At 66.4% G+C, this 17,653-nt stretch carries 19 protein-coding genes and 2 pseudogenes; 12 read left to right on the top strand and 9 right to left on the bottom strand.

What is annotated here, in order from left to right:
• Positions 1-299: 299 nt before the first annotated feature.
• Positions 300-857 (top strand): annotated as a pseudogene (locus tag NNI01S_RS36530) (DUF4158 domain-containing protein); the annotation flags it as partial.
• On the opposite strand, the gene NNI01S_RS14885 reads toward NNI01S_RS36530, so the two are convergent.
• From NNI01S_RS14885 to NNI01S_RS36525, 3 genes are read right to left on the bottom strand one after another with little or no spacing between them, the layout of a single operon-like run.
• On the bottom strand, positions 820-2,316 hold the full coding sequence (locus NNI01S_RS14885) for a S1 RNA-binding domain-containing protein (RefSeq protein WP_063020691.1): 1,497 nt from the start codon (positions 2,314-2,316) through the stop codon (positions 820-822). The pseudogene NNI01S_RS36530 and the gene NNI01S_RS14885 sit on opposite strands and share 38 nt — an antisense overlap.
• Position 2,317: 1 nt before the next feature.
• Complete coding sequence (locus tag NNI01S_RS14880) at positions 2,318-2,923, bottom strand: recombinase family protein (RefSeq protein ID WP_063020690.1); 606 nt, start codon at positions 2,921-2,923, stop codon at positions 2,318-2,320.
• Positions 2,924-2,948: 25 nt separating this feature from the next.
• Positions 2,949-3,476, bottom strand: a complete 528-nt coding sequence (locus tag NNI01S_RS36525; RefSeq protein ID WP_084488804.1) for a DUF4158 domain-containing protein — start codon at positions 3,474-3,476, stop codon at positions 2,949-2,951.
• A gap of 693 nt (positions 3,477-4,169) precedes the next feature.
• On the opposite strand from NNI01S_RS36525, the gene NNI01S_RS14875 reads away from it, so the two are divergent.
• The 6 genes from NNI01S_RS14875 (at position 4,170) to NNI01S_RS14855 (ending at position 9,873) form a co-directional block, all read left to right on the top strand.
• Positions 4,170-5,195 (top strand): hypothetical protein, encoded by a 1,026-nt coding sequence (locus tag NNI01S_RS14875; RefSeq protein ID WP_157114795.1) that lies wholly within the window; start codon positions 4,170-4,172, stop codon positions 5,193-5,195.
• 130 nt (positions 5,196-5,325) lie between these two features.
• Positions 5,326-5,886 (top strand): GNAT family N-acetyltransferase, encoded by a 561-nt coding sequence (locus NNI01S_RS14870; RefSeq protein ID WP_063020688.1) that lies wholly within the window; start codon positions 5,326-5,328, stop codon positions 5,884-5,886.
• 376 nt (positions 5,887-6,262) lie between these two features.
• Complete coding sequence (locus tag NNI01S_RS14865; protein ID WP_063020705.1) at positions 6,263-7,216, top strand: coiled-coil domain-containing protein; 954 nt, start codon at positions 6,263-6,265, stop codon at positions 7,214-7,216.
• Between the two features lie 56 nt (positions 7,217-7,272).
• On the top strand, positions 7,273-7,425 hold the full coding sequence (locus NNI01S_RS35305; protein WP_169812974.1) for a maltokinase N-terminal cap-like domain-containing protein: 153 nt from the start codon (positions 7,273-7,275) through the stop codon (positions 7,423-7,425).
• A 366-nt stretch (positions 7,426-7,791) separates the two neighbouring features.
• Complete coding sequence (locus NNI01S_RS14860) at positions 7,792-8,388, top strand: DUF308 domain-containing protein (RefSeq protein WP_063020687.1); 597 nt, start codon at positions 7,792-7,794, stop codon at positions 8,386-8,388.
• 54 nt (positions 8,389-8,442) lie between these two features.
• Positions 8,443-9,873, top strand: coding sequence for a S8 family serine peptidase (locus NNI01S_RS14855; RefSeq protein ID WP_063020686.1), 1,431 nt, complete (start codon positions 8,443-8,445; stop codon positions 9,871-9,873).
• Between the two features lie 66 nt (positions 9,874-9,939).
• Here NNI01S_RS14855 and NNI01S_RS14850 read toward each other — a convergent pair whose 3' ends face one another.
• The 5 genes and pseudogenes from NNI01S_RS14850 to NNI01S_RS33565 form a co-directional block, all read right to left on the bottom strand.
• Complete coding sequence (locus NNI01S_RS14850) at positions 9,940-10,803, bottom strand: class I SAM-dependent methyltransferase (protein WP_063020685.1); 864 nt, start codon at positions 10,801-10,803, stop codon at positions 9,940-9,942.
• Positions 10,804-11,433: 630 nt separating this feature from the next.
• Entirely contained in the window at positions 11,434-12,327 is an 894-nt protein-coding gene (locus NNI01S_RS14840; protein WP_063020683.1) for an alpha/beta fold hydrolase, read from the bottom strand.
• Positions 12,324-12,911: a TetR/AcrR family transcriptional regulator gene (locus NNI01S_RS14835; protein ID WP_357990786.1), complete on the bottom strand. Its 588-nt coding sequence runs from the start codon at positions 12,909-12,911 to the stop codon at positions 12,324-12,326. The genes NNI01S_RS14840 and NNI01S_RS14835 overlap by 4 nt, the downstream gene beginning before the upstream one ends.
• A 328-nt stretch (positions 12,912-13,239) precedes the next feature.
• Positions 13,240-13,797: an SMI1/KNR4 family protein gene (locus NNI01S_RS35300; protein WP_169812970.1), complete on the bottom strand. Its 558-nt coding sequence runs from the start codon at positions 13,795-13,797 to the stop codon at positions 13,240-13,242.
• 48 nt (positions 13,798-13,845) lie between these two features.
• Positions 13,846-14,081, bottom strand: a pseudogene (locus tag NNI01S_RS33565) (recombinase family protein); the annotation flags it as partial.
• On the opposite strand from NNI01S_RS33565, the gene NNI01S_RS36000 reads away from it, so the two are divergent.
• Together NNI01S_RS36000 and NNI01S_RS14825 are read left to right on the top strand one after the other, a co-directional pair.
• Positions 14,031-14,207, top strand: coding sequence for a hypothetical protein (locus tag NNI01S_RS36000; RefSeq protein WP_245676145.1), 177 nt, complete (start codon positions 14,031-14,033; stop codon positions 14,205-14,207). The pseudogene NNI01S_RS33565 and the gene NNI01S_RS36000 overlap by 51 nt on opposite strands.
• A 435-nt stretch (positions 14,208-14,642) precedes the next feature.
• Positions 14,643-15,482: a hypothetical protein gene (locus tag NNI01S_RS14825; protein ID WP_157114794.1), complete on the top strand. Its 840-nt coding sequence runs from the start codon at positions 14,643-14,645 to the stop codon at positions 15,480-15,482.
• 20 nt (positions 15,483-15,502) lie between these two features.
• On the opposite strand, the gene NNI01S_RS35295 is transcribed toward NNI01S_RS14825, so the two are convergent.
• Positions 15,503-15,745: a MarR family transcriptional regulator gene (locus tag NNI01S_RS35295; RefSeq protein WP_157230012.1), complete on the bottom strand. Its 243-nt coding sequence runs from the start codon at positions 15,743-15,745 to the stop codon at positions 15,503-15,505.
• 200 nt (positions 15,746-15,945) lie between these two features.
• On the opposite strand from NNI01S_RS35295, the gene NNI01S_RS14815 reads away from it, so the two are divergent.
• From NNI01S_RS14815 to NNI01S_RS14805, 3 genes are read left to right on the top strand one after another with little or no spacing between them, the layout of a single operon-like run.
• Positions 15,946-16,230 carry a hypothetical protein gene (locus tag NNI01S_RS14815; RefSeq protein WP_157114793.1) on the top strand — a complete coding sequence of 95 codons (285 nt, stop codon included), beginning with the start codon at positions 15,946-15,948 and terminating at the stop codon, positions 16,228-16,230.
• Positions 16,230-16,778: a DUF6879 family protein gene (locus NNI01S_RS14810; RefSeq protein WP_063020678.1), complete on the top strand. Its 549-nt coding sequence runs from the start codon at positions 16,230-16,232 to the stop codon at positions 16,776-16,778. Before NNI01S_RS14815 ends, NNI01S_RS14810 begins: the two co-directional genes overlap by 1 nt.
• 5 nt (positions 16,779-16,783) lie before the next feature.
• Complete coding sequence (locus NNI01S_RS14805) at positions 16,784-17,611, top strand: helix-turn-helix domain-containing protein (RefSeq protein ID WP_245676140.1); 828 nt, start codon at positions 16,784-16,786, stop codon at positions 17,609-17,611.
• The last annotated feature ends 42 nt before the right edge of the window (positions 17,612-17,653 follow it).

Here is a 17,653-nt window from a genome sequence, read left to right as displayed (position 1 = left end):
GGGCAGAGCCGCCTGCAACGCCGCCAGCTCGGTGCGCATCTCCTCGCGTCGATGAACTCGGCCGGATCCAGCGGTTTGCGCAGCTTGCCGTAGCGCTCGACCCCGGCGTTGGTCGAAATCGGCCCAGAACTCCTGAAGCTGTCACAAACCGCAAAGTAGACGCGCGGGTAACTGCTGATTCGTCTTTACGGTTTCGCTTCGTGCGTCAGGAGTGGTCACCCGAGGATCTGATCGGGTCGTGGACGCTGGTCGGCAACGATTGGCGGATTGTGGGCAATTAGTCGGGATCTACCAGGCTTGGGTTCGGCTTGTTGCTGAAGTTCTTCGAGATCGAGGCCAGGTTCCCTGGTGCGGCAGAGGAGGTGCCGCCTTCGGCGGTGAGCTATGTTGCCGAGCAGGTGAAAGTCGATCCTGCGCAGTTCGCGTCGTATCGGTGGTCGGGTCGGACGATCGAGTATCACCGCGCTCAGGTTCGTGATGCTTTCGGGTTCCGGGAGTTCGCCGTCAGCGACGAGGATCAGTCATCGGTTGGTTGGCCGAGAAGATGTGCCTGGTCGAGTTACGGGATGACCGGTTGCGGGAGGCTTTGTCGGTGCGGTGCCGGCGGTCGGTGTGCTCGTCGATCGTTTTGGTCAACTCGTAGCCGACGCCGCCGAGTCGGACCGGAGGCTGGGCGCGCCTGGTTCGCCGGCGATCGGCGGCACCTGCGGGCTGTTGCCGGTCGCGGTCGGACGGCGAAACCGCTCGCAGTGCCCGTGGTGCCCGTGACGACGCGGGCATCTGATGGGCGCTGGATCATCGGGCTCGGCTGCTGTGCGGTCAGCGGGATTCCACGGCCTGCTTGCGTGACAGGGTGATTCGGCGGCGTTTCAGGTCGACGTCGATGACCTTCACGTGGAGATCGTCGCCGACTTGGACGATGTCTTCGGGTTTGTCCACGTGTCCTGCGGCCAGTTCGGTGTTGGGTACCAGTCCTTCGAAGCCGTCTCGGCGGTCCTCGATACGGACGAACGCGCCGAACGACACAAGTTTGGTGACGCGGCCGCGGACGATCTGGCCGACCTGCTGCACGATCTGCGGCATCGGATCCTCTTGCAGTGCCCTGAGCGACAGAGCCACACGTTCGCGCACCATGTCGACGTCGAGGATCTGTGCGGTGATCTCCTGGCCGACGGTGAGGATCGCGGAGGGGTGGTCGACGGGTCGCCAGGACAATTCCGGAATGTTGATCATCGCGGTGAAGCCGCCGATGTCGACGAACGTCACCCCGAAGCTGGCGATCTCACTGACGGTGCCTTTGATGAGCTGGCCTCGGTGCAGGGTCTTCAACAACGCCCAGTTGTGGTCGCTCGGGGTCGGTTCGGTCCTCCACCGGGCTCGCAGGACGCCGTCGCTGTCGGGCAGGACGGCGGTGAACAGGGGGTGGCGTTCGTCGACGTACAGGGAGAGCACGGTTGCGGCACGTGCGCCGGTAACCTGCGCTGCCAGTTCGCTGAACTGGGTCTCGTCGGCAATGATGCTGGTGATCTGTCCGTGTTCGTCCTCCCAGACGAGTTCGATCGAGCCTTCGGCGGGGAGAGCCGCAAGGACCTCGTCGACGTCGGTGGACAAGTCCGGCCAGACGGTGAGTCGAGCACGAGGGGTGAGTCCGGCGCGCACGGCGTCCACAGTGTCGCTGGTGAGGCGGTGCCAGCGCGACGCATTGAGGATGTATCCCTCTTCCAAGATGACAGCTTGGTGTGTGGCGATGCACCACCGCAGCCGGGCCCAGAAGATGTCGTCGGCGGGTCGCTGTTCGCCGGGCTCGGTGTCGAAAGCCGCATCGTAGGGGGATGCCTCGAGCCGTTCGGGAAACAGTCCCAGTGCGCGGGTGCGGGACAGCGCCCTTTCGCAGGGCTGGTTGGTGCCGACGTAGAGGTACTGGTCCCACCCGACATGCACGGCGAACACGTCCTCTACCTCCAGGCGGCACCAGACGCCGTTGTCGCGAAGCATCGCTCGGACCAGCTCCGATCCGACGGCCACCGGTACCTGCGCCCCGTCGTGGAAACCGGTGAGGTCGGGCGGGAAGAGCCCGGCCAGACCTTTGCCTTCGATAGGCGGCTCCAGGCCGAAGTGGATGAAGCTGGTGATCTGCGGTTCTCGTATGGTCAGCTGGTCGACGCTGGTGTCTTCGGCGAAGGCGGCCACCGCCTGCAGGTAAGCGGCTTCGACCGGCCCGTGGTCACTGAGTTCGTCCTCGGTGCCGGTATAGCTCCCGTGCTCGTCGCGGTCGGCGGGGTCGTACTTGGTGACCCGGTAGGTGTAGGGCAGCACGTCACTGCCCTGCCCGGGTAGATGAGGACACCGTGGGCTTCTGTCGTTCCAGGACCCGGTAGACCGTCGCCCGGCTGACGGAGAACAGTTCGCCGCGATCGGCGATGGTGTGCTCGCCGGACTGGTGCCGTGGGATCAGGTGGGAATGCTGGCGGACGGACAGCTTGGGCCGCTTGCCTTTCAGCTCGCCCTTGGCCTTCGCGACGGCCATCCCCTCGCGTGTTCTCATCCGCAGCAGGTCGACCTCGAATTCAGCGAAGGTGGCCAGGATGTTGAAGAACATCTCGCCCATCGGGTCGGCCGGATCGTAGATAGCGCTGCCCAACGACAGCTTCACACCGCGTGCGACCAGGGAGTCACCGATCTCGCGGGCGTCGGGCACCGAACGGGCGAGCCGGTCGAGTTTGGGGACGACCAGGGTATCGCCCGCGCAGACGGCCGCGAGAGCTTGGTCGAGACCTGGCCGGACGCGGCGAGTGCCGGTCAGGCCGTGGTCGAGGTAGATCCGGTCTTCGGCGACTCCGAGACCACACGGGATATGTCGCTGGGCAGTGAGGTCCTGCTCGTCGGTGGAGCAGCGAGCGTAGCCGATGAGGGTTGCGGTCACACGGGAAGCGTACGTAGACCTCCCCTCATCGGACAGATCGGCGGACACCTGAACGAGACGGCATCTCGCCTGGTCGGCAAATCCAGACGGAAGGCCCTCCCGCGCGTCTGTTGAAGGTTCCCCTACAAGAGTTTTGGACCAAATCGGTCGGCAGGTCCTGGGCCCGGTTGCGCCACTTGTCCGCGCCGATGACCAGATCTCCCTGCACCGCAACTGATCCCGCACCGCTGCGCTCGGCCCGGGTCACCTCATCGACAAACCACCACGCCAACGCGTGGGCGTCGGCCACGCTGCACTCGTGGAACCCGAGCGCCTGACGGATCTGAGCGCGGTGATACTCGATCGTGCGACCGGACCAGTCAGGGAACGCGATATCCGTACGCTCCACACCGACCTGACGGGCCGCGTATTCGATCGCCCCATCCGGGATCTCGGCGCGCCCACGCGGCAACAGCCCTCGCTCGCTGTAGAAGCGGAGCGGGATCGCGAACCCTCGCCGAGTAGGAACCCGCTCGGCACGGATCAGCCTCGTCTCCCACGATCGTCCACGCATCGATCAGCTCGTCCTGATCCACACGATCCTTCCCGCACGCCGACCGGGCTGTCAACGATCAGCACCCCACACGCCAAACGATCTCGCCGTTGAGCCGGATGAGAACCGACAGCTGCTCCTCGGCCCAGGGCACCCAGTTTCCGGCATTTCGTTTGAGTTTCGTTTCGTTGGAACAAACGATACGAAATGAATCCAATGAACGAGATTCGCAGAGCGCCGACGATCTGACCGCCGATAAGGTTCACTTATCGGTGGTCAAGAGCTCTGCGCCAGCCGTGCCTGAGTTCGGCGTTGTCCTGTCTCCATGAATGTGGCCGACGTGGCATCGTCACCGGCGACCTGGCGTTGGAGAACGACATGGCGGAGTGGTGGATGGGGCCTGTGAGGGGTCTGGTCTGCGCGCAGAAGACCGGGCCACGGAGCACTCGTGTCGCGCCGAAGATCCGGGCTGGCCAAGCTCTTGAAACCCGAGGGGAGTCACGTAGTCGTCCGGAGTCTCAGTGAACTGGCCAAGTGCAAGGTAGCTGACTCCGTGGCCGAGTTTCATTGAGACAGGACAGTGTTGTCTGTCCGGTCCTGGCCCAGCGGCCGCGGCCGTTGGGTCGCGTCTGTCGATTTTTCGAGCCCTTCGACGACGCGGGCCAAGACGACTCCGGCTCGGTGGGTGGGGGCGAGTTCGTGGTAATGAAACGTATGCGCTTCACCACCCCGACCGTCATATTGATGATGGCGGCAGTCCTGCTGACAGGATGTTCTATTCCGACACAAGGACCCGACCAGGCCGAGCGTGACAGCTGGTCACGCGTGATCGAAACTGCCATCAAGGCCCTTCCCGGAGTGGTCGATGCGTCACATTGGTTCGCTTACGAGGGCAAGTCCCGCACGTACCATTCCCGGCTCGATGTGCAGCTCGAGGATGGCGCCACCCCGGACGAGGCCGCGTCCGTGGTGCGTGCCATGGGCACCCAGCAGCTTCCGCCGCGCTACCAAGGCGACCAGACCGAGGTCGATCTCGACCGGATGACGGACTCTTATTCCGCGTATTGGCGGTTCGGTCGGGACGTGAGCAGGGAAGCGAACTCGGCATACACCTGGGTGAGAGTCTCGGCCCCCGGCACACAGGTGCATTGGTCCTCACGCGGCATCGACGTAGATCAGATGAGCAACCTCATCAGCGTCTCGGCGGGCTCCGAGGCCGAACCCCACCGTGCCACCGCGGCGATGCGCCGAATCATCCAGGACTTTCCCGAACTGGCGCCCAACGATTGGACGGTGGCCACCATCGCTGTGGGTAGCGGGTCCAGGAATCACTCGAGACTGGAACCCGGGTGGCTCAACTCGGGCCGCCAACCCCTCTTCCCGCCCAACCGATTCCGCTTCCCGTCCGATAGCGAACTCGAGATGTGGGAGTGGTTCCTGACCGATCAACCCACCCCATTCTTCGTCGAGATATCCGCGTACGACCCGCCCGGCAAAGCAGGCCGCACCCTGGACATCGCGATATATCCTCCTGTCGGACAGCAACTCACCGCTGCGCAGGCAACACAACTCGCCGAACGGCATCTTCCCTACTTGGCCCAGCCGGGTGCCGTAATCGACTACACGATCGAAACACGCAACGGCCCCGGCTTCGCGGTCTTCATCGGTGGTTGCCAGCCATCCTGGCGCGATGTTTCACCGGAATCGCAGCCCTACGCGCGTCAGTATGAACGCTGCTAGGCCGTGTCTCAGTGGTGGTTTGTGTTGAGATGCTCCGTAATGGGCTCGACCTCCGTTCCGTTGCGCACGAGAGCTGTTCGGACCAACGTGGATCAGTGCAGTCAACCGGCGAATCCGCCATGATCACCTCATGAGCCAACTGTCCACGCTCTCCATCCCTGAGATCGCTTCGGATCGCCTCCGGTTGCGCAAGGCCCGCGACGGCGACCGCGAGGGGCTCATCGAGTTGCAGACCGACCCTCAGGTGCGGGCATATCTGGGCGGGCCACGTCCGCGCGCAGCTGTCGAGCAGTACCTCGACACGGTCGGCATCACCACTGTCACAGCCGGCCCGGGCGTCTACATCATCGCGGACAAGGAGACGAACCTGCTCATCGGAACCTTGATGCTCAACCGGCGCTCCGCCGCCCAACCCGGGCACCTCACCGAAGGCGGGGAAGAACTGGAGTTGACCTACCTGCTGCGACGCAACGCCTGGGGCGCGGGCCTGGCATTCGAAGCGGCCACCGCCGCGCTGCGCACCGCCGCCGACGAACTCCCCGACCAACCGGTTCTGGTCATCACCCAGACAGCCAATCAGCGTTCACTGAAACTGTCTGCCCGCCTCGGATTCCAGCCCGTGCGCACCTTCGAAGCCCACGGCGCGCAGCAGACCCTTGCCGCCGCGCGCCTGCACACATTCAGGGCCTGACAATCCACCGCACGAACTCCGGACTCGGCCGTAGCTGCTTCGGCGACGACCGCGTTCTCGTCTCGGGCAGCATGCTTCACCCCAGGCGGAACGGGTCGCTTCTGCGGCCGATCAAGTTCTACGTGAGACGACCACGGTGTATTCACACGGAGCGTTCGATCCACTTCCGCTGCGGCTCGGGCGCCGGGACAAACGCTACGATCTGGCCGTGTCGAAGGTGTGCAACTATCCGGGCTGCTCCCGTCCGATCACGAGTGCAGCGGGGCCGGGCCGTCCCTCCGAGTACTGTGACCGAGCAGATCACACGCGGTGGCGTGCGTGGCGGGAACGGCAACGGCAGCAACAGGAGTCCGCGGCCGCAGCCGCTCCTGTCACCGTGACGCCACCGGGACCGGTGACTGTCGCGCGGTTGCGCGCCGATGAACTGCTCACCCAGTTCCGGGGGCTTGCCGAACAGCTGAACACCACGTTGAGCGCCGCCGTCGCGGAGTTGTCCACGCTGGCCGACCCTGCGATCGCCGAAGCCCAGGTGCAAGCCGCGCAGGTCGATGCCGCGCGGCGGATCGCCGAAGCTGAGGGCGCGGCCGTGGCGGCCGAGCAAGCCCGCCGGGAGGCGCAGGAGGCCAGGGAACTCGCCGAGTCCGCCGCCGACGACGCGGCCAGCGCCGCCGAGCAGGCCGAAGCACTGATCGCCGAAGCCGATTCGGCACGCGACGACGCGCTGCGCGAGGTCGAACGCGTCAGCAAGCAGGCCGCGGACGAGGTGTTCGCCGCCCGCAGCGCCGCGGAGGCCGAGATCCGTACTGTGCGCCGCGAGGCCGCCGAGCAGGCCGAACGCCTCGAACAGCAAGCCGCCGAACAGGTTCAGCGAGCCGAAAGCCGCGCCGAGACCGACATCGCGCAGGCCCGGCGGGAAGCGGCCGCCCAGGTCGCGGCAGCTCACTCCGAACGCGATCTGGCCGCCCAGCGCGCGGCCGACGCCGAACGAGCCGCCGAACGAGCCGAACGAACCGCCGCCGAACGAGCCGAAGCCGCCGACGAGGCGCGCGCCGAATGGCGTCGAGTTCGCGCCGACCTCGACGCCACGCGCGCCGAGCTCGCCGACACCCGGCGCGCTGCGGTGACTGAACTCGCCTCTGTCCGAGCCGAGGCCGCAGCCGCCGTCGAGAAGGCACGTGCGGAAGCCGCGCAACGTCTCGAAGCGCTGGACGAAGCCCGCGCGCAGACTCTCGCTCGTGCTGAACGCGCCGAAGCGCAACTGGACCAACTCCTCGCCGAAACCCGCCGCAAGTCACCCGCCGCCGAGCCCGCTCGGGATGGCGACGCCTGATCGGCGAATGTTATGGCGGACTGTAGTTCCGATACCGCAGTGTGTGACCGAGCGGGCTGACCAACCGGGGCTCGCCGCTTCCGCAAGCCGCCGCCGCGCTCGTGGGCACGTCCGAACACGGTGTCCTCGGGTGCGTATACGACGCCGCCTGTGACCCGGTGGCGGTGGCTCAGGTCGTCGCCTTGCGTACCGGGAAGGACCGGCCGTAGGCGCAGGGCGAAAGTGACACGCGGGACCTTCGGTCACCGTACGCGGTGCGGACAGGCTCTCGCTCGCACAAGGATTCGGTATCGCCCGAGACGAATCATCGTGCACCGAGATTCCGGTGGGCGACCGGGATAGTGCGAATCCATCGCCACCTGCGGGATTCGGGCTCGGCTATGAAGCCGACCGCCGCCGGTCAGGTCGGCGCTCCCGGGAAGCTCGACGACGGCGCCACTGTCACCGGCGTATTCATCGAAACGGCCGGGTGCTTGCGTACGCCTGCCTTTTCCGTCGGGTACTCGCGCTTGGATGACGGTGCCGTGGAAAGGCAAACGAGCCGCTAACGGGAACTCCGGTCATATCATGTAGCTATGCCCGAAACCGAAGTCGAAGGGCGTACGGAACCACTGGCCGGCGCAGCCCGGCAGACGGTACTGGTGGCCGGTGCCTGCTCGATGATCATGGGTGTGGCCCTAGCGGTGTGGCCGCACAAGTCGCTGCCGACAGCCGAACTGCTGTCCGGCGGTTATCTGCTGCTCAACAGCGTCCTCCAATCGGCCGTGGCGGTCGGTGCCCGCTTCGGCACATCGCTACGAGTGCTGGTGCTGGTCAGCGGCATAGTGTCGTCACTTCTGGCGGCGCTTTGCTTCGCGGGCGGCAATTCCACTCCGCTGCTGTCGTTCTGGATCGGATTGGCATGGGCGATCCGCGGCATCTGTCACGCCACCGTCGCCGTCTGGGTCGACGACCTGCCCCGGCGCGGGTGGCACGAGCTGTTCGGACTGGTCACGCTGGCATTCGGCGTGCTGGTGAGCGCGGTGCTGTTCGAGTCACCGGACGCACTCGGCTGGGTGGCCGGGCCGTGCCTGATCGCGATCGGGACCATGGAAGCGTTGTTCGCCACGGGCCCTCGGCGCGACGTGGTCGCGATACCGGGCATGGTGGCAAGCCTGCGCGTAGATGGCTGACCACGGGAACACATCCGGTGGCGAGCCGTGTGCTGTCGCGGTTGACTGGGCAGCATGGCATCCCAGCACTCCCCGCTCCGGTCGCCCGCGGAGCTGATCGTGATCGCCCATGGCGCCGGCACCGCGATCACGCCGATCGCTCTGAACGACAGTCGCAGCACGCAATCACGCCTGGAGGAACTGCTCCCGCCCGGCGGCGAACTCGTGCGCATCTTCGGACCGGCCAACCGCTTGGAGCGCAGGCTCACCGGCACCCCGCAGCTGGAGACCGGCGCGGAGTACCTCAACTACTTCTCCGTGCGCGGTGTCACCGGCGGACTCGACGAGCTGGCCGCGCGGCTGCGGAGCGCCGAGGACGTGGCGGCGGCCTATGTGAAGCCGCCCGCCGAACCGCCTCTCGCGCCGGAAGGCGAGCGAACGATCACCCGTCGCGCCGCTGCCGAGGCGCCCCCGGTGACGCCGGATTTCGCTGTGCGCCAGGGTTATCTGGACGCCGCCCCGCAGGGGATCGACGCCCGGTGGGCCTGGACCGTACCGGGGGGCCGCGGGACCGGCGTGCGAGTGGTGGATATCGAGGGCGCGTGGCGGTTCACCCACGAAGATTTGCAGGTCAATCAGGGTGGGGTGATCGGTGGCAGCCCCTCACCGCAGCAGGGCTGGCGCGACCACGGCACGGCCGTCGCCGGAGTGATCAGCGGCGACGTGAATGCCTACGGGATCACCGGGATCGTCCCCGAGGCCCACATCCGCGCGGTGTCGATCTTCGGATCCGGTTCGGCCGCCGCGATCCGCTCCGCCGCGGACGCACTGAACACCGGCGATGTGATGCTGCTCGAACTACACCGCCCCGGACCCCGATTCGCCTACGCCGGCCGGCCCGATCAGCGCGGTTACATCGCGGTCGAATGGTGGCCCGACGACGCCGCGGCGATCCGCTACGCGGTCGGCAAGGGCCTCATCGTGGTGGAGGCGGGCGGGAACGGCGGCGAGGATCTCGATGACACGCTCTACGACACCCGGCCGACGGAGTTCCCGGACACCTGGCGTAATCCGTTCCGCGGTGGCGAAGCCGATTCCGGCGCGATCATCGTCGGCGCCGGTGCACCCCCACCCGGCTTCCACGGCCGCGACCACGGCCCCGCCCGATCCCGCCTGTCGTTCTCCAATTACGGCGAGCGGGTCGATGTGCAGGGTTGGGGGCTGGAAGTCACCACCACCGGGTACGGCGACCTGCAAGGCGGTCCCGACGAGGACCTCTGGTACACCGACGTATTCAGCGGCACGTCGAGCGCGTCCCCGATCGTGGCCGGCGCGGTCACGAGCTTCCAGGGAATGAGCGCGGCCGCGGCCGGACGCAAGACACCCGCCGAGGTGCGTGCGCGGCTGCGGGGCACCGGCTCGCCGCAGACCGATGCGCCGGAACGTCCCGCGAGCCAGCGCATCGGCAATCTGCCGGATTTGAAGTCGATGATCCTGCCTCGGTAGGCCGCCGAAGCAAGGATCTCACCGGGATGGCGTACTCGAACGACCGCAACCGCGCGGCAGACGAACTCAGCGGCTCGCGCGCAGTATGCGGATAGCGCGCAGTGCGTGGGGCGGTTCACCCTCGAAACTTGCGGATCCGTCGAGGTAGCCGGCGATGAGGTCGGGGGCGGAGTGGTCTTCGAGGTCGGTGAAGCCGAGGGCGCGCAGCTGTGCGGCGATGTCGTCGGGCGTGAAGTAGCTGAGCACGGGTTCACCCACGTCGGCCAGCCGATCGGCACGTGCCCGCTGGTGCGCACGATCCTCGTCGGTGGCCGCGGGCTGCAGGTAGTCGAAGACCACCTCGACGGGATGGGCCTGACCAGCGATGTATTCGAGAGTGGCATGGGCGGCGTTCGAAGTCAGATAGAAGACGACGCCGAGCCAGACGAAGACGGCCGGGTCCGTCCGTTTGAATCCGGTGGATTCCAACCCCGCTGCCAGCGTCTGGGTTTCGAAATCGACCGGCACGAAGGTCAACGTCTCAGGGCGGTCGATTCCGGCGGCAGTAAGGCGTTCGCGTTTCCACGCTTGAGTGGCGGGGTGATCGACCTCGAAGACACGCAAGTCCGGGCGCGGGTTGCGGTAGGCGAAGGTGTCCAGACCGGCGCCGAGGATCACGACCTGCCGCACACCAGCGGTGATGGCCGCGGCCACTGCGTCCTCGGCGAAGCGCGCGCGGGCGGCGAAGAACAGTCGGCGGGGCCGATCGCTGACCTTGTCTCCGAGGTGATTGGTTGTGGGCGTGCCCTTTTCGGCCAGTTCCTCTGCGGTGACGCCGAGCAGACGTGCCGCCAGCGGGTCGGTGAAGATCTGTGGTCGGTCAGCGATCTGATGGTAGGCGCGGGCGTAGGCGGTGATGAGCGCTGTACGGCTGGGTCCGTCGTTATCCATATTCGAGAACCTACTCACGAGTGTGGCGCGTGCTCTATGAACTCACTCACGCGCACTCCGCGAAGGAGCGCGCGAGCACGTCCGTTCTTCAGCGATCCGGCCGGCCGCAGCGCGTGGTAAGGCAGGGCGATCAGCTCCAGATTCACCTCGAGGATCAGCAGCGGTCCAGCGTGTGGGAAGCCCGCCCGCAGCAACGCCCATCATCGCTGCTGGTCAAGCCATTGTCGTGTTTCCGGGCGAGTGCTATCGGGACACCGATTGCGCTAGATGGAATCCGCTCAATGATTAGTTGAGCGAGATGGAATTCACGACTACCGCAGAGTTCCGGGTTCACCCGTCGTGAAGGGGGCGGAGCCTGACTTGGATATCCGTGCGTTTGTACAGCGAGTACAGGCTGACGCGGATGGTCGCTACTTTCCAGCGGAGAACGGTTCCGGCCTGCGGCCACTCGTCGGCGTTGCGGGGTAGGTGGAGTAGGGCCGCCCGGGGGCGATGCGTTCGGCAGCACCGACCCGCGCCACGAGAACACATCCTCGACGATGTGCGCATCCCCCGGTGCCTGTGCTGTGCCCGAGGTCCGGCAAGACGCTCGGCCAGCTCTTGCCACAACCTGCAAACCCGCGAGACCTCTCAGCCAGCGGACGCCTGCTCACTCACCGTCGCGGGCCTCGGGATCGCGCGGTGGCCGGTGGGGGCGCGGTCGGGCAAGAGCAATTCGAGCAGCGCCTGCGCGAATTCTGCGGGTGCATCGGTGAATCCGCTGTGCCCACCCGGGAACTCGGTCAGCGGAATGTTCAGCTGCGCGGCGATAGTCTGCGCGGGACGATAGGGGAGTTTGCCTCTGCTTTCCCGGCCAGCGCCCAGCACGAGGCGATCGGTGACCGGCGCCAGGGCCGCCACATCGGGCAGATGCGAGGTGATCGTGCGCAATTCGTGTCGCATATTGCGTGGTGCGTTGGCGTGCAGACGTTCGATCATCGCCGCGGCGCGCGGCGCGAGCTGGGCGGGATCGGGCATGTGGACGCCTCCGCCGATGCCCTCGAGAAAGCGGGCGCCCGCGGCAGCGAGACCGTCGGTGACGAACAGTTCGTACACCTCGTCCACGAAGGCCTTGTGCTCGGCGGCATCGGGCAGCACACCGAAAGACGGTGGTTCGTGCGCGATCACCAGCCGCAACCGCTGGGGATGGCGGGCGAGCAGATCCAGGGCGACCACCGCGCCGCCGCTGCCGCCGAACACGTAGGCGTCCTCGCCCGGAGGCGTGAGGTGTTGCAGCAGCAGGTGGGCGTCCTCGCTCTGCACCTCGACCTCGATGTCGGCCGCTGGGCCGGGGTCGAGCACACTGCGGGAGTAGCCGCGCGGGTCGATGGTGACCACGGTGAAGTGTCGCGCGAGCGGCTCGAGGACAGGGTCGAAGACTGCGGCGTCGCCTCCGCTGCCGGGTAACAACAACAGCACCGGCCCCGTACCGCTCACTTCGTAGTACAGCGTGGCCCCCGGGACACGCAGAGTGCCGGATCTCATTGTCTCTCCTTGTTGCCGGTCGGCCACTGCTCGAGAGTGACGTGCAGGGCCTCGATGATGCGTTCCCACGAGTCGGCCGTGGAGCGCGTGTGCCCGAAACCGCCGGTCGTCTCGAGAACGCTGTAGCCGTGGAAGGTGCTGCGCAGCAATCGCACCGCGTCCGTCTGGTCGGGTTCGGCCAGGCCGTAGGCGCGCAGCATGCTGTAGGTCAGTTCGACGGCGCGCAGCGCGCCGGGCGCGGTGTGCGCGATTTCCGGGTCGAACGGAAGCTGCGTCGCGGCGTACCGGCCGGGGTAGCGCAGGGCGTAGTCCCTCCAGGCATGGGCGTAGGCGGCGAGTGCGTCGCGTCCGGCGCGACCGGCCACTGCGGCCGCGATCAGCTCGGTCTTCTCCGCGGCCGCCAGCACGGCGACGCGCGCACGGAGCTCGCGGAGATTCTTGACGTGGGAATACAGGCTCGCGTCCTGAACGCCGAACCTCTTGGCCACCGCCGACATGGTGACGTTGTCCAGTCCGATGTCGTCGGCGAGATCAGCCGCGGCGCGCGTGATTCGCTCCGCGGTCAGCCCTGCTCGAGCCATCATGCGTACACCCCATTCCTAATCTAACTACTTTATATCCTAGGTATCCTAGGTTTGCAAGGTGGCCGGATTTCGGGGGTGGGACTGTGGATTTGGAACCGCGAGTGCTGTTCGCCCCGCGCACATGACCGGCTGAGTCCCGCCCGGCAGTGCTCAGGGGCCGAGGCGGCATGGGCGGTGATGTCGACCCCCATTCGGTGAGGGCGTGGGCTGCGGGGCTTGGACCAAGCACATAGAACTTTTGCTCCGCAACCGTTATGTCGGAGGATTCAGGCTGGTCAACGGTTCTCCACTGCCTCTTGGCGTGTGCACGGACCCCTGCAGTGTCGGCTCAGGAGTCGGGCAGGAAGAAGGGGTCCAGCGTCTGAAGGTCGTCGGGGAACATGAGGACGTTGGTGGTCTTGGTCAGCAGGGCGATGAGGAGCTGAGTGAGGGTTCCGTGGTAGGTGAACCAGCGGGGGCCGCGAGCTTCGTTGATGGCGATGGTCCACTGGTCGGGCCTGTCTTCGGGGTCGGTGACCCAGAAGAGGTATTCGCCGTTGTCGGTGACGCCCATGGCAAACAGGTCCTGGGGGTCGTAAGGGACGGGGTTCTTCTGTTGTGCGCGGTCCTCCTCCAGTCGGCCGCGGATCACGGTGGGCATGGGGCCGGTGATGTCGACCCATTCGGTGGGGGCGTGGGGCTGGTAGAGGCGCAGGAAGTCCCAGAAGCTGCCGGATCCGTAGGTGTCGATGAGGCACTTGTAGTCGGCTGGGAGTGCCCGCGCCAGAGCTTCCTCGACGCTCGGCCAGTCGGTCGGGGGCGGCGGAGAGGCGGGGGGTGGGCACAACCGGGTGAGGGCGGACAGGTCGGTCACCGGGGCGTCACTCCTGCTCGTGGGGGATCTCATGCCGAGACTCTGGGAGCTCGGTCGAGGACTCGATAGAGGGGGACCAAAGATGTTGAAGCACATCTTGCCCATGGGGTCGGTGGGGTCGGAGAGCTGCCCGCCCAACGACAGCCTGACGCCGCGGGCGACCGGGCGAGGCGGTCGAGTTCGGGCAGGACCAGAGTGTCCCCAGCGCGCACCGCGGCGAGGGCTTGGGCCAGGCCGGGGTGTTCCCGGTTGGTGCCGGTGAGTCCATGGTCGAGGTAGATCCGGTCCTCGGGCACGCCGAGACCGAGCAGGGTCACGCGTTGGGCGGTGAGGTCTTGTTCGTCGGTGGAGCACCGCGCATAGCCGATGAGTACGCCCATCTCAATATCTCTGTCGCGGTCAGCGCCCCTGTGCGTTACATCATCACCGTACGCCTCAAATGAGACGCCTCAGCGGCTGGTCGGGGCCTCCGCTACGGACGTCCTCTGCCCGCTCTCGCTGCCGGGGACGCTATCACCCGCATCCGAGCATTGATCCAGGCCAACAACACCCGTTTGCGGGCCGACTGATGCCTGCTACCGGTGCCACCGGCAGCAGCAGGTGCGGCAGTGACCTTGTCCGGGACGAACCCCGTTACGTACCGACTATTCGTCCACCGGGCATCCGAGTCCTCCGGCGTCGAGGCGTGGCAACCGATGAGGTGGCGCGGCGAACGTCGCAAACTGTTCTCGGAGGCGAGAATTCGGCCGGATATCCGCGCGCGCATCGCCGCTACGATCGGACGATCGGGAACCCCAGTGGCCGGATATCCGCCGAAGAGGTTACGGGATGATGGCGCTGTCGCGATGTGGCCGCGACAAGATCGGGAGCGGCGTTCGTTGTTGATCCGATCCGATGTGATCTCGCGGGAGCTGGTGCAGTTCACCCGCTTCTTGGATGTCGAAATCGCCAGATTGGCGCGAGGTTCGGCGGACGGCGTCGAGTCGATCGGCCGGGAGGTCGCGGCTGCGGCCAGAGTACTCGACAACGCCGACATCCGGTTCGCTCGCGATCTCGACTCCGGCAACCCGCCCTCCGCGCCACCGCTGCCGGGTTCCGGTTCCGAGCCGTTGGACAGGTTCTACAACGGAGCGCGCTTGTGGCAGTGTGAGCAGGTCTTTCCGAGAGCCTTCCGTGGTCCGGAGCCGGTGGACGGAGAAGGCTTCATCCGTACTGCTTCGCACAGCACTGCCGGTGACGTCGTATATCTGACGGACGGCAACGACATCGCGGGTGTCTACGGGACGATCACGAGCTGGACGGATGTCCGTGACGGCACGATGCGGTTTCATCCGGCGGGCATGGTCCTCGGCATCGACGCCGATCGGATTCACGTGCATCCGATGGCCGCCGAGGGGCACTCGGCGAAGAACTACGTGGAGGGAGTGAGCGACCGGGTGTTCACCACGCCGGGCCGCGTGGACACATCCAAGATCGTCAGTGTGGAGTTCCAGACCTACGAGGACATCATCAGCCACCCCGACGTGACGTTGGTGGCGGACGGGTTTCCGGGGTTCGAGGGCCTGGGGCAACATTCCCTGCGTGATCCGGCGGTGGTCACCGAGCGGCTCACGAACATCGCTGCCGCGGTGCGAGACCGCTATCCGACCATCGATGTCACCGTCGGCGTCAATCGACTGTCCGCCGACGAGGCGATCCGGACATTCTTGGCGACCTGACCGAAGCCGCACGCTTCGGCTCACAAGGTGAATCGCCGTCCCTTCGCGGCCCATTCACCCCGGCCTCGCGGTGTGATGGCCCAGCGGCCGCGGTGCCGGCAATCCATGATCAGACCGCGCGACTGCAAGCGCAGCAATGCGCTGCGCACCGACCATGCGGTCAGTCGCGCCTGCTGAGCCAGTTGCTCTACGGTGAGCAACCCTCCTGGCGCAAGCACACCCAGTACCGCGAAATCGGCGGCAGTCCTGGGTCGTCTCATCATGTCGCAGCCCTTTCCCTCACGGAGAAGGCAACCCAGGGATCGACACGGGCTCGACGGCCGGAGTTGCCGAATCGACGGTAGAAGCCACACCGATACCCCCGCCATGACTTTGCGCGACTTTGCGAACCACGTTGACCGGCACAGCCTCCGGTGGGGACGATTGCACGGCATCGTCCGCCAGCTCTCGCAAAGGATCAGCTATGAACCTGCGACTTCTCGGATCCGGATCCGATCATGGAGCTTGTCCCGCCGTGTACGCCACCGACACCGGCGTACTCGTGGTGCAGGGTGATGCCACCGACCGCACCGGGACGGTCCTCGTGCCACACGAATTGCTGGACTGGCTGGAGCCGGGCATGTGGCTACGGGTGGAGGCGAGCGGAACCCTCGGCTCGGTGCTGGTGGCCGGTGAACCGGTCACCGATCCCGAACTACTGGCCCAGCTGACCCTCGACTGTCACGAAACCGCCGTGGTGGTGCGCTGATGTTGCACGTCGTCGGCGAGCGCTGTTTCGAGCCGCTCTTCCGGGCGGCTCGATTCCGCGCCTTCCATCTCGAGGTGCGCGACCACTATGTGATGGAGGACGAGCAGGAAGCGTTGCGCCGTTTCGATGCCGGAGTAGCGTACGAGCGAGAGGAACAGCCCGAGTCGTGGAAAGCCTGGGATGCTCTGATGGTCGAGTCAGCCGCTCGCGGAGTCACCCTCGAGCGACTGCGCGTCGTATCCGTCCCGCACACCGACTACACACGATGGCTGCTGTCGGCGACCGACGACAACATCGCCACCGGCGAGACCGTGCGCTGGCTGCCGCGGCATCTGATCGATCCCGTCGATCTGCCCTCCGACGATTACTGGCTGTTCGACACGACCACCCTCGCCTTCAACACCTTCACGGAGAACGGGGAGTTCACGGGGCTGTCGATCACCACCGACCCGGCGCTCATCGCCCGCTACCTACAGGTGCGGGAGCGACTGTGGCCTAAAGGCATCGATCATCAACGATATTCCGAGAGTGAGCACGTACCCGAGTGAACGGTGTGTCGGACGCACGTGAGGTGCTGGGCGCGCGCCTGCGTGAACTACGTCGTGCCGCCCACCTGACCGGACTGGAACTGGCCGCGCGATGCGGCTGGCATTCCAGCAAGGTATCGCGAATCGAGGGCGGCAAGCAGACGCCTTCGGAGGCGGATCTCGCCGCGTGGTGCGAGGCGTGCGGCAACACCGCCGTGCTGGACGATCTGGTGGCCAATGCGCGCAATCTGCAGTCGATGTACCTGGAATGGCAGCGCACCGTCGCCTCCGGACATGCGCGCAGGCAACGGCAGTCGATCGATCTGGAGGCGCAGACCACGCAGATCCGCTGGTATGCGCCGGACACCTTGCCGGGGCTGCTGCAAACCGAGAGCTACGCCCGCGCGATCCTGACCGCCTGCATCGCCGTCACCGGTGGACGCGACGATCTGGAGGACGCGGTGGCCGCGCGCATGGCCCGCAAGCAAGTGCTCTTCCGGGCGAAGCACCGGTTCCACTTCGTGGTCAACCAGGCCGCGCTGTGGCGCACGGTCGGCGACGCCGCCACCATGGCCGAACAACTCGCCCACCTGCTGGCGGTGATGGCCAACCCCAGGGTGCGGCTGGGCATCATCCCGATCTGCGCCGACTACCGCGCTCCCGCGACGAACTTCGTCATCTACGACCGCGCGCAGGTGCTCACCGAGACGGTCTCGGCCGAACTCACCATCACCCGTCCGTCGGAGATCGCCTTACACGAGCGAACATTCGCGATCCTCGCCGACCAAGCCGAGTACGGCGATCGCGCCCGCGCGCTGATCGCGAATGCGCTGGAACGCCGGCGCGGCAGTTGAGTGCACGCAGCAGTGGGACGGCGTTGCCGCCGTTGTCCGCCA

Source organism: Nocardia niwae NBRC 108934 = DSM 45340 (assembly GCF_001613465.1).
Lineage (GTDB): Bacteria > Actinomycetota > Actinomycetes > Mycobacteriales > Mycobacteriaceae > Nocardia > Nocardia niwae.
The sequence above is the reverse complement of the archived record's forward strand: the minus strand, read 5'-3'. Positions and strand labels throughout refer to the sequence as shown.

Coding starts and splice junctions, on each gene's coding strand:
- NNI01S_RS35300 (WP_169812970.1), bottom strand. CDS start 13,797: ATGAGATCCCCCACGAGCAGGAGTGACGCCCCGGTGACCGACCTGTCC.
- NNI01S_RS36000 (WP_245676145.1), top strand. CDS start 14,031: ATGGTCGAGGTAGATCCGGTCCTCGGGCACGCCGAGACCGAGCAGGGT.
- NNI01S_RS14850 (WP_063020685.1), bottom strand. CDS start 10,803: ATGGATAACGACGGACCCAGCCGTACAGCGCTCATCACCGCCTACGCC.
- NNI01S_RS14815 (WP_157114793.1), top strand. CDS start 15,946: ATGAACCTGCGACTTCTCGGATCCGGATCCGATCATGGAGCTTGTCCC.
- NNI01S_RS14875 (WP_157114795.1), top strand. CDS start 4,170: ATGCGCTTCACCACCCCGACCGTCATATTGATGATGGCGGCAGTCCTG.
- NNI01S_RS35295 (WP_157230012.1), bottom strand. CDS start 15,745: ATGATGAGACGACCCAGGACTGCCGCCGATTTCGCGGTACTGGGTGTG.
- NNI01S_RS14835 (WP_357990786.1), bottom strand. CDS start 12,911: ATGATGGCTCGAGCAGGGCTGACCGCGGAGCGAATCACGCGCGCCGCG.
- NNI01S_RS14855 (WP_063020686.1), top strand. CDS start 8,443: ATGGCATCCCAGCACTCCCCGCTCCGGTCGCCCGCGGAGCTGATCGTG.
- NNI01S_RS14810 (WP_063020678.1), top strand. CDS start 16,230: ATGTTGCACGTCGTCGGCGAGCGCTGTTTCGAGCCGCTCTTCCGGGCG.
- NNI01S_RS14840 (WP_063020683.1), bottom strand. CDS start 12,327: ATGAGATCCGGCACTCTGCGTGTCCCGGGGGCCACGCTGTACTACGAA.
- NNI01S_RS14860 (WP_063020687.1), top strand. CDS start 7,792: ATGCCCGAAACCGAAGTCGAAGGGCGTACGGAACCACTGGCCGGCGCA.
- NNI01S_RS36525 (WP_084488804.1), bottom strand. CDS start 3,476: ATGCGTGGACGATCGTGGGAGACGAGGCTGATCCGTGCCGAGCGGGTT.
- NNI01S_RS14870 (WP_063020688.1), top strand. CDS start 5,326: ATGAGCCAACTGTCCACGCTCTCCATCCCTGAGATCGCTTCGGATCGC.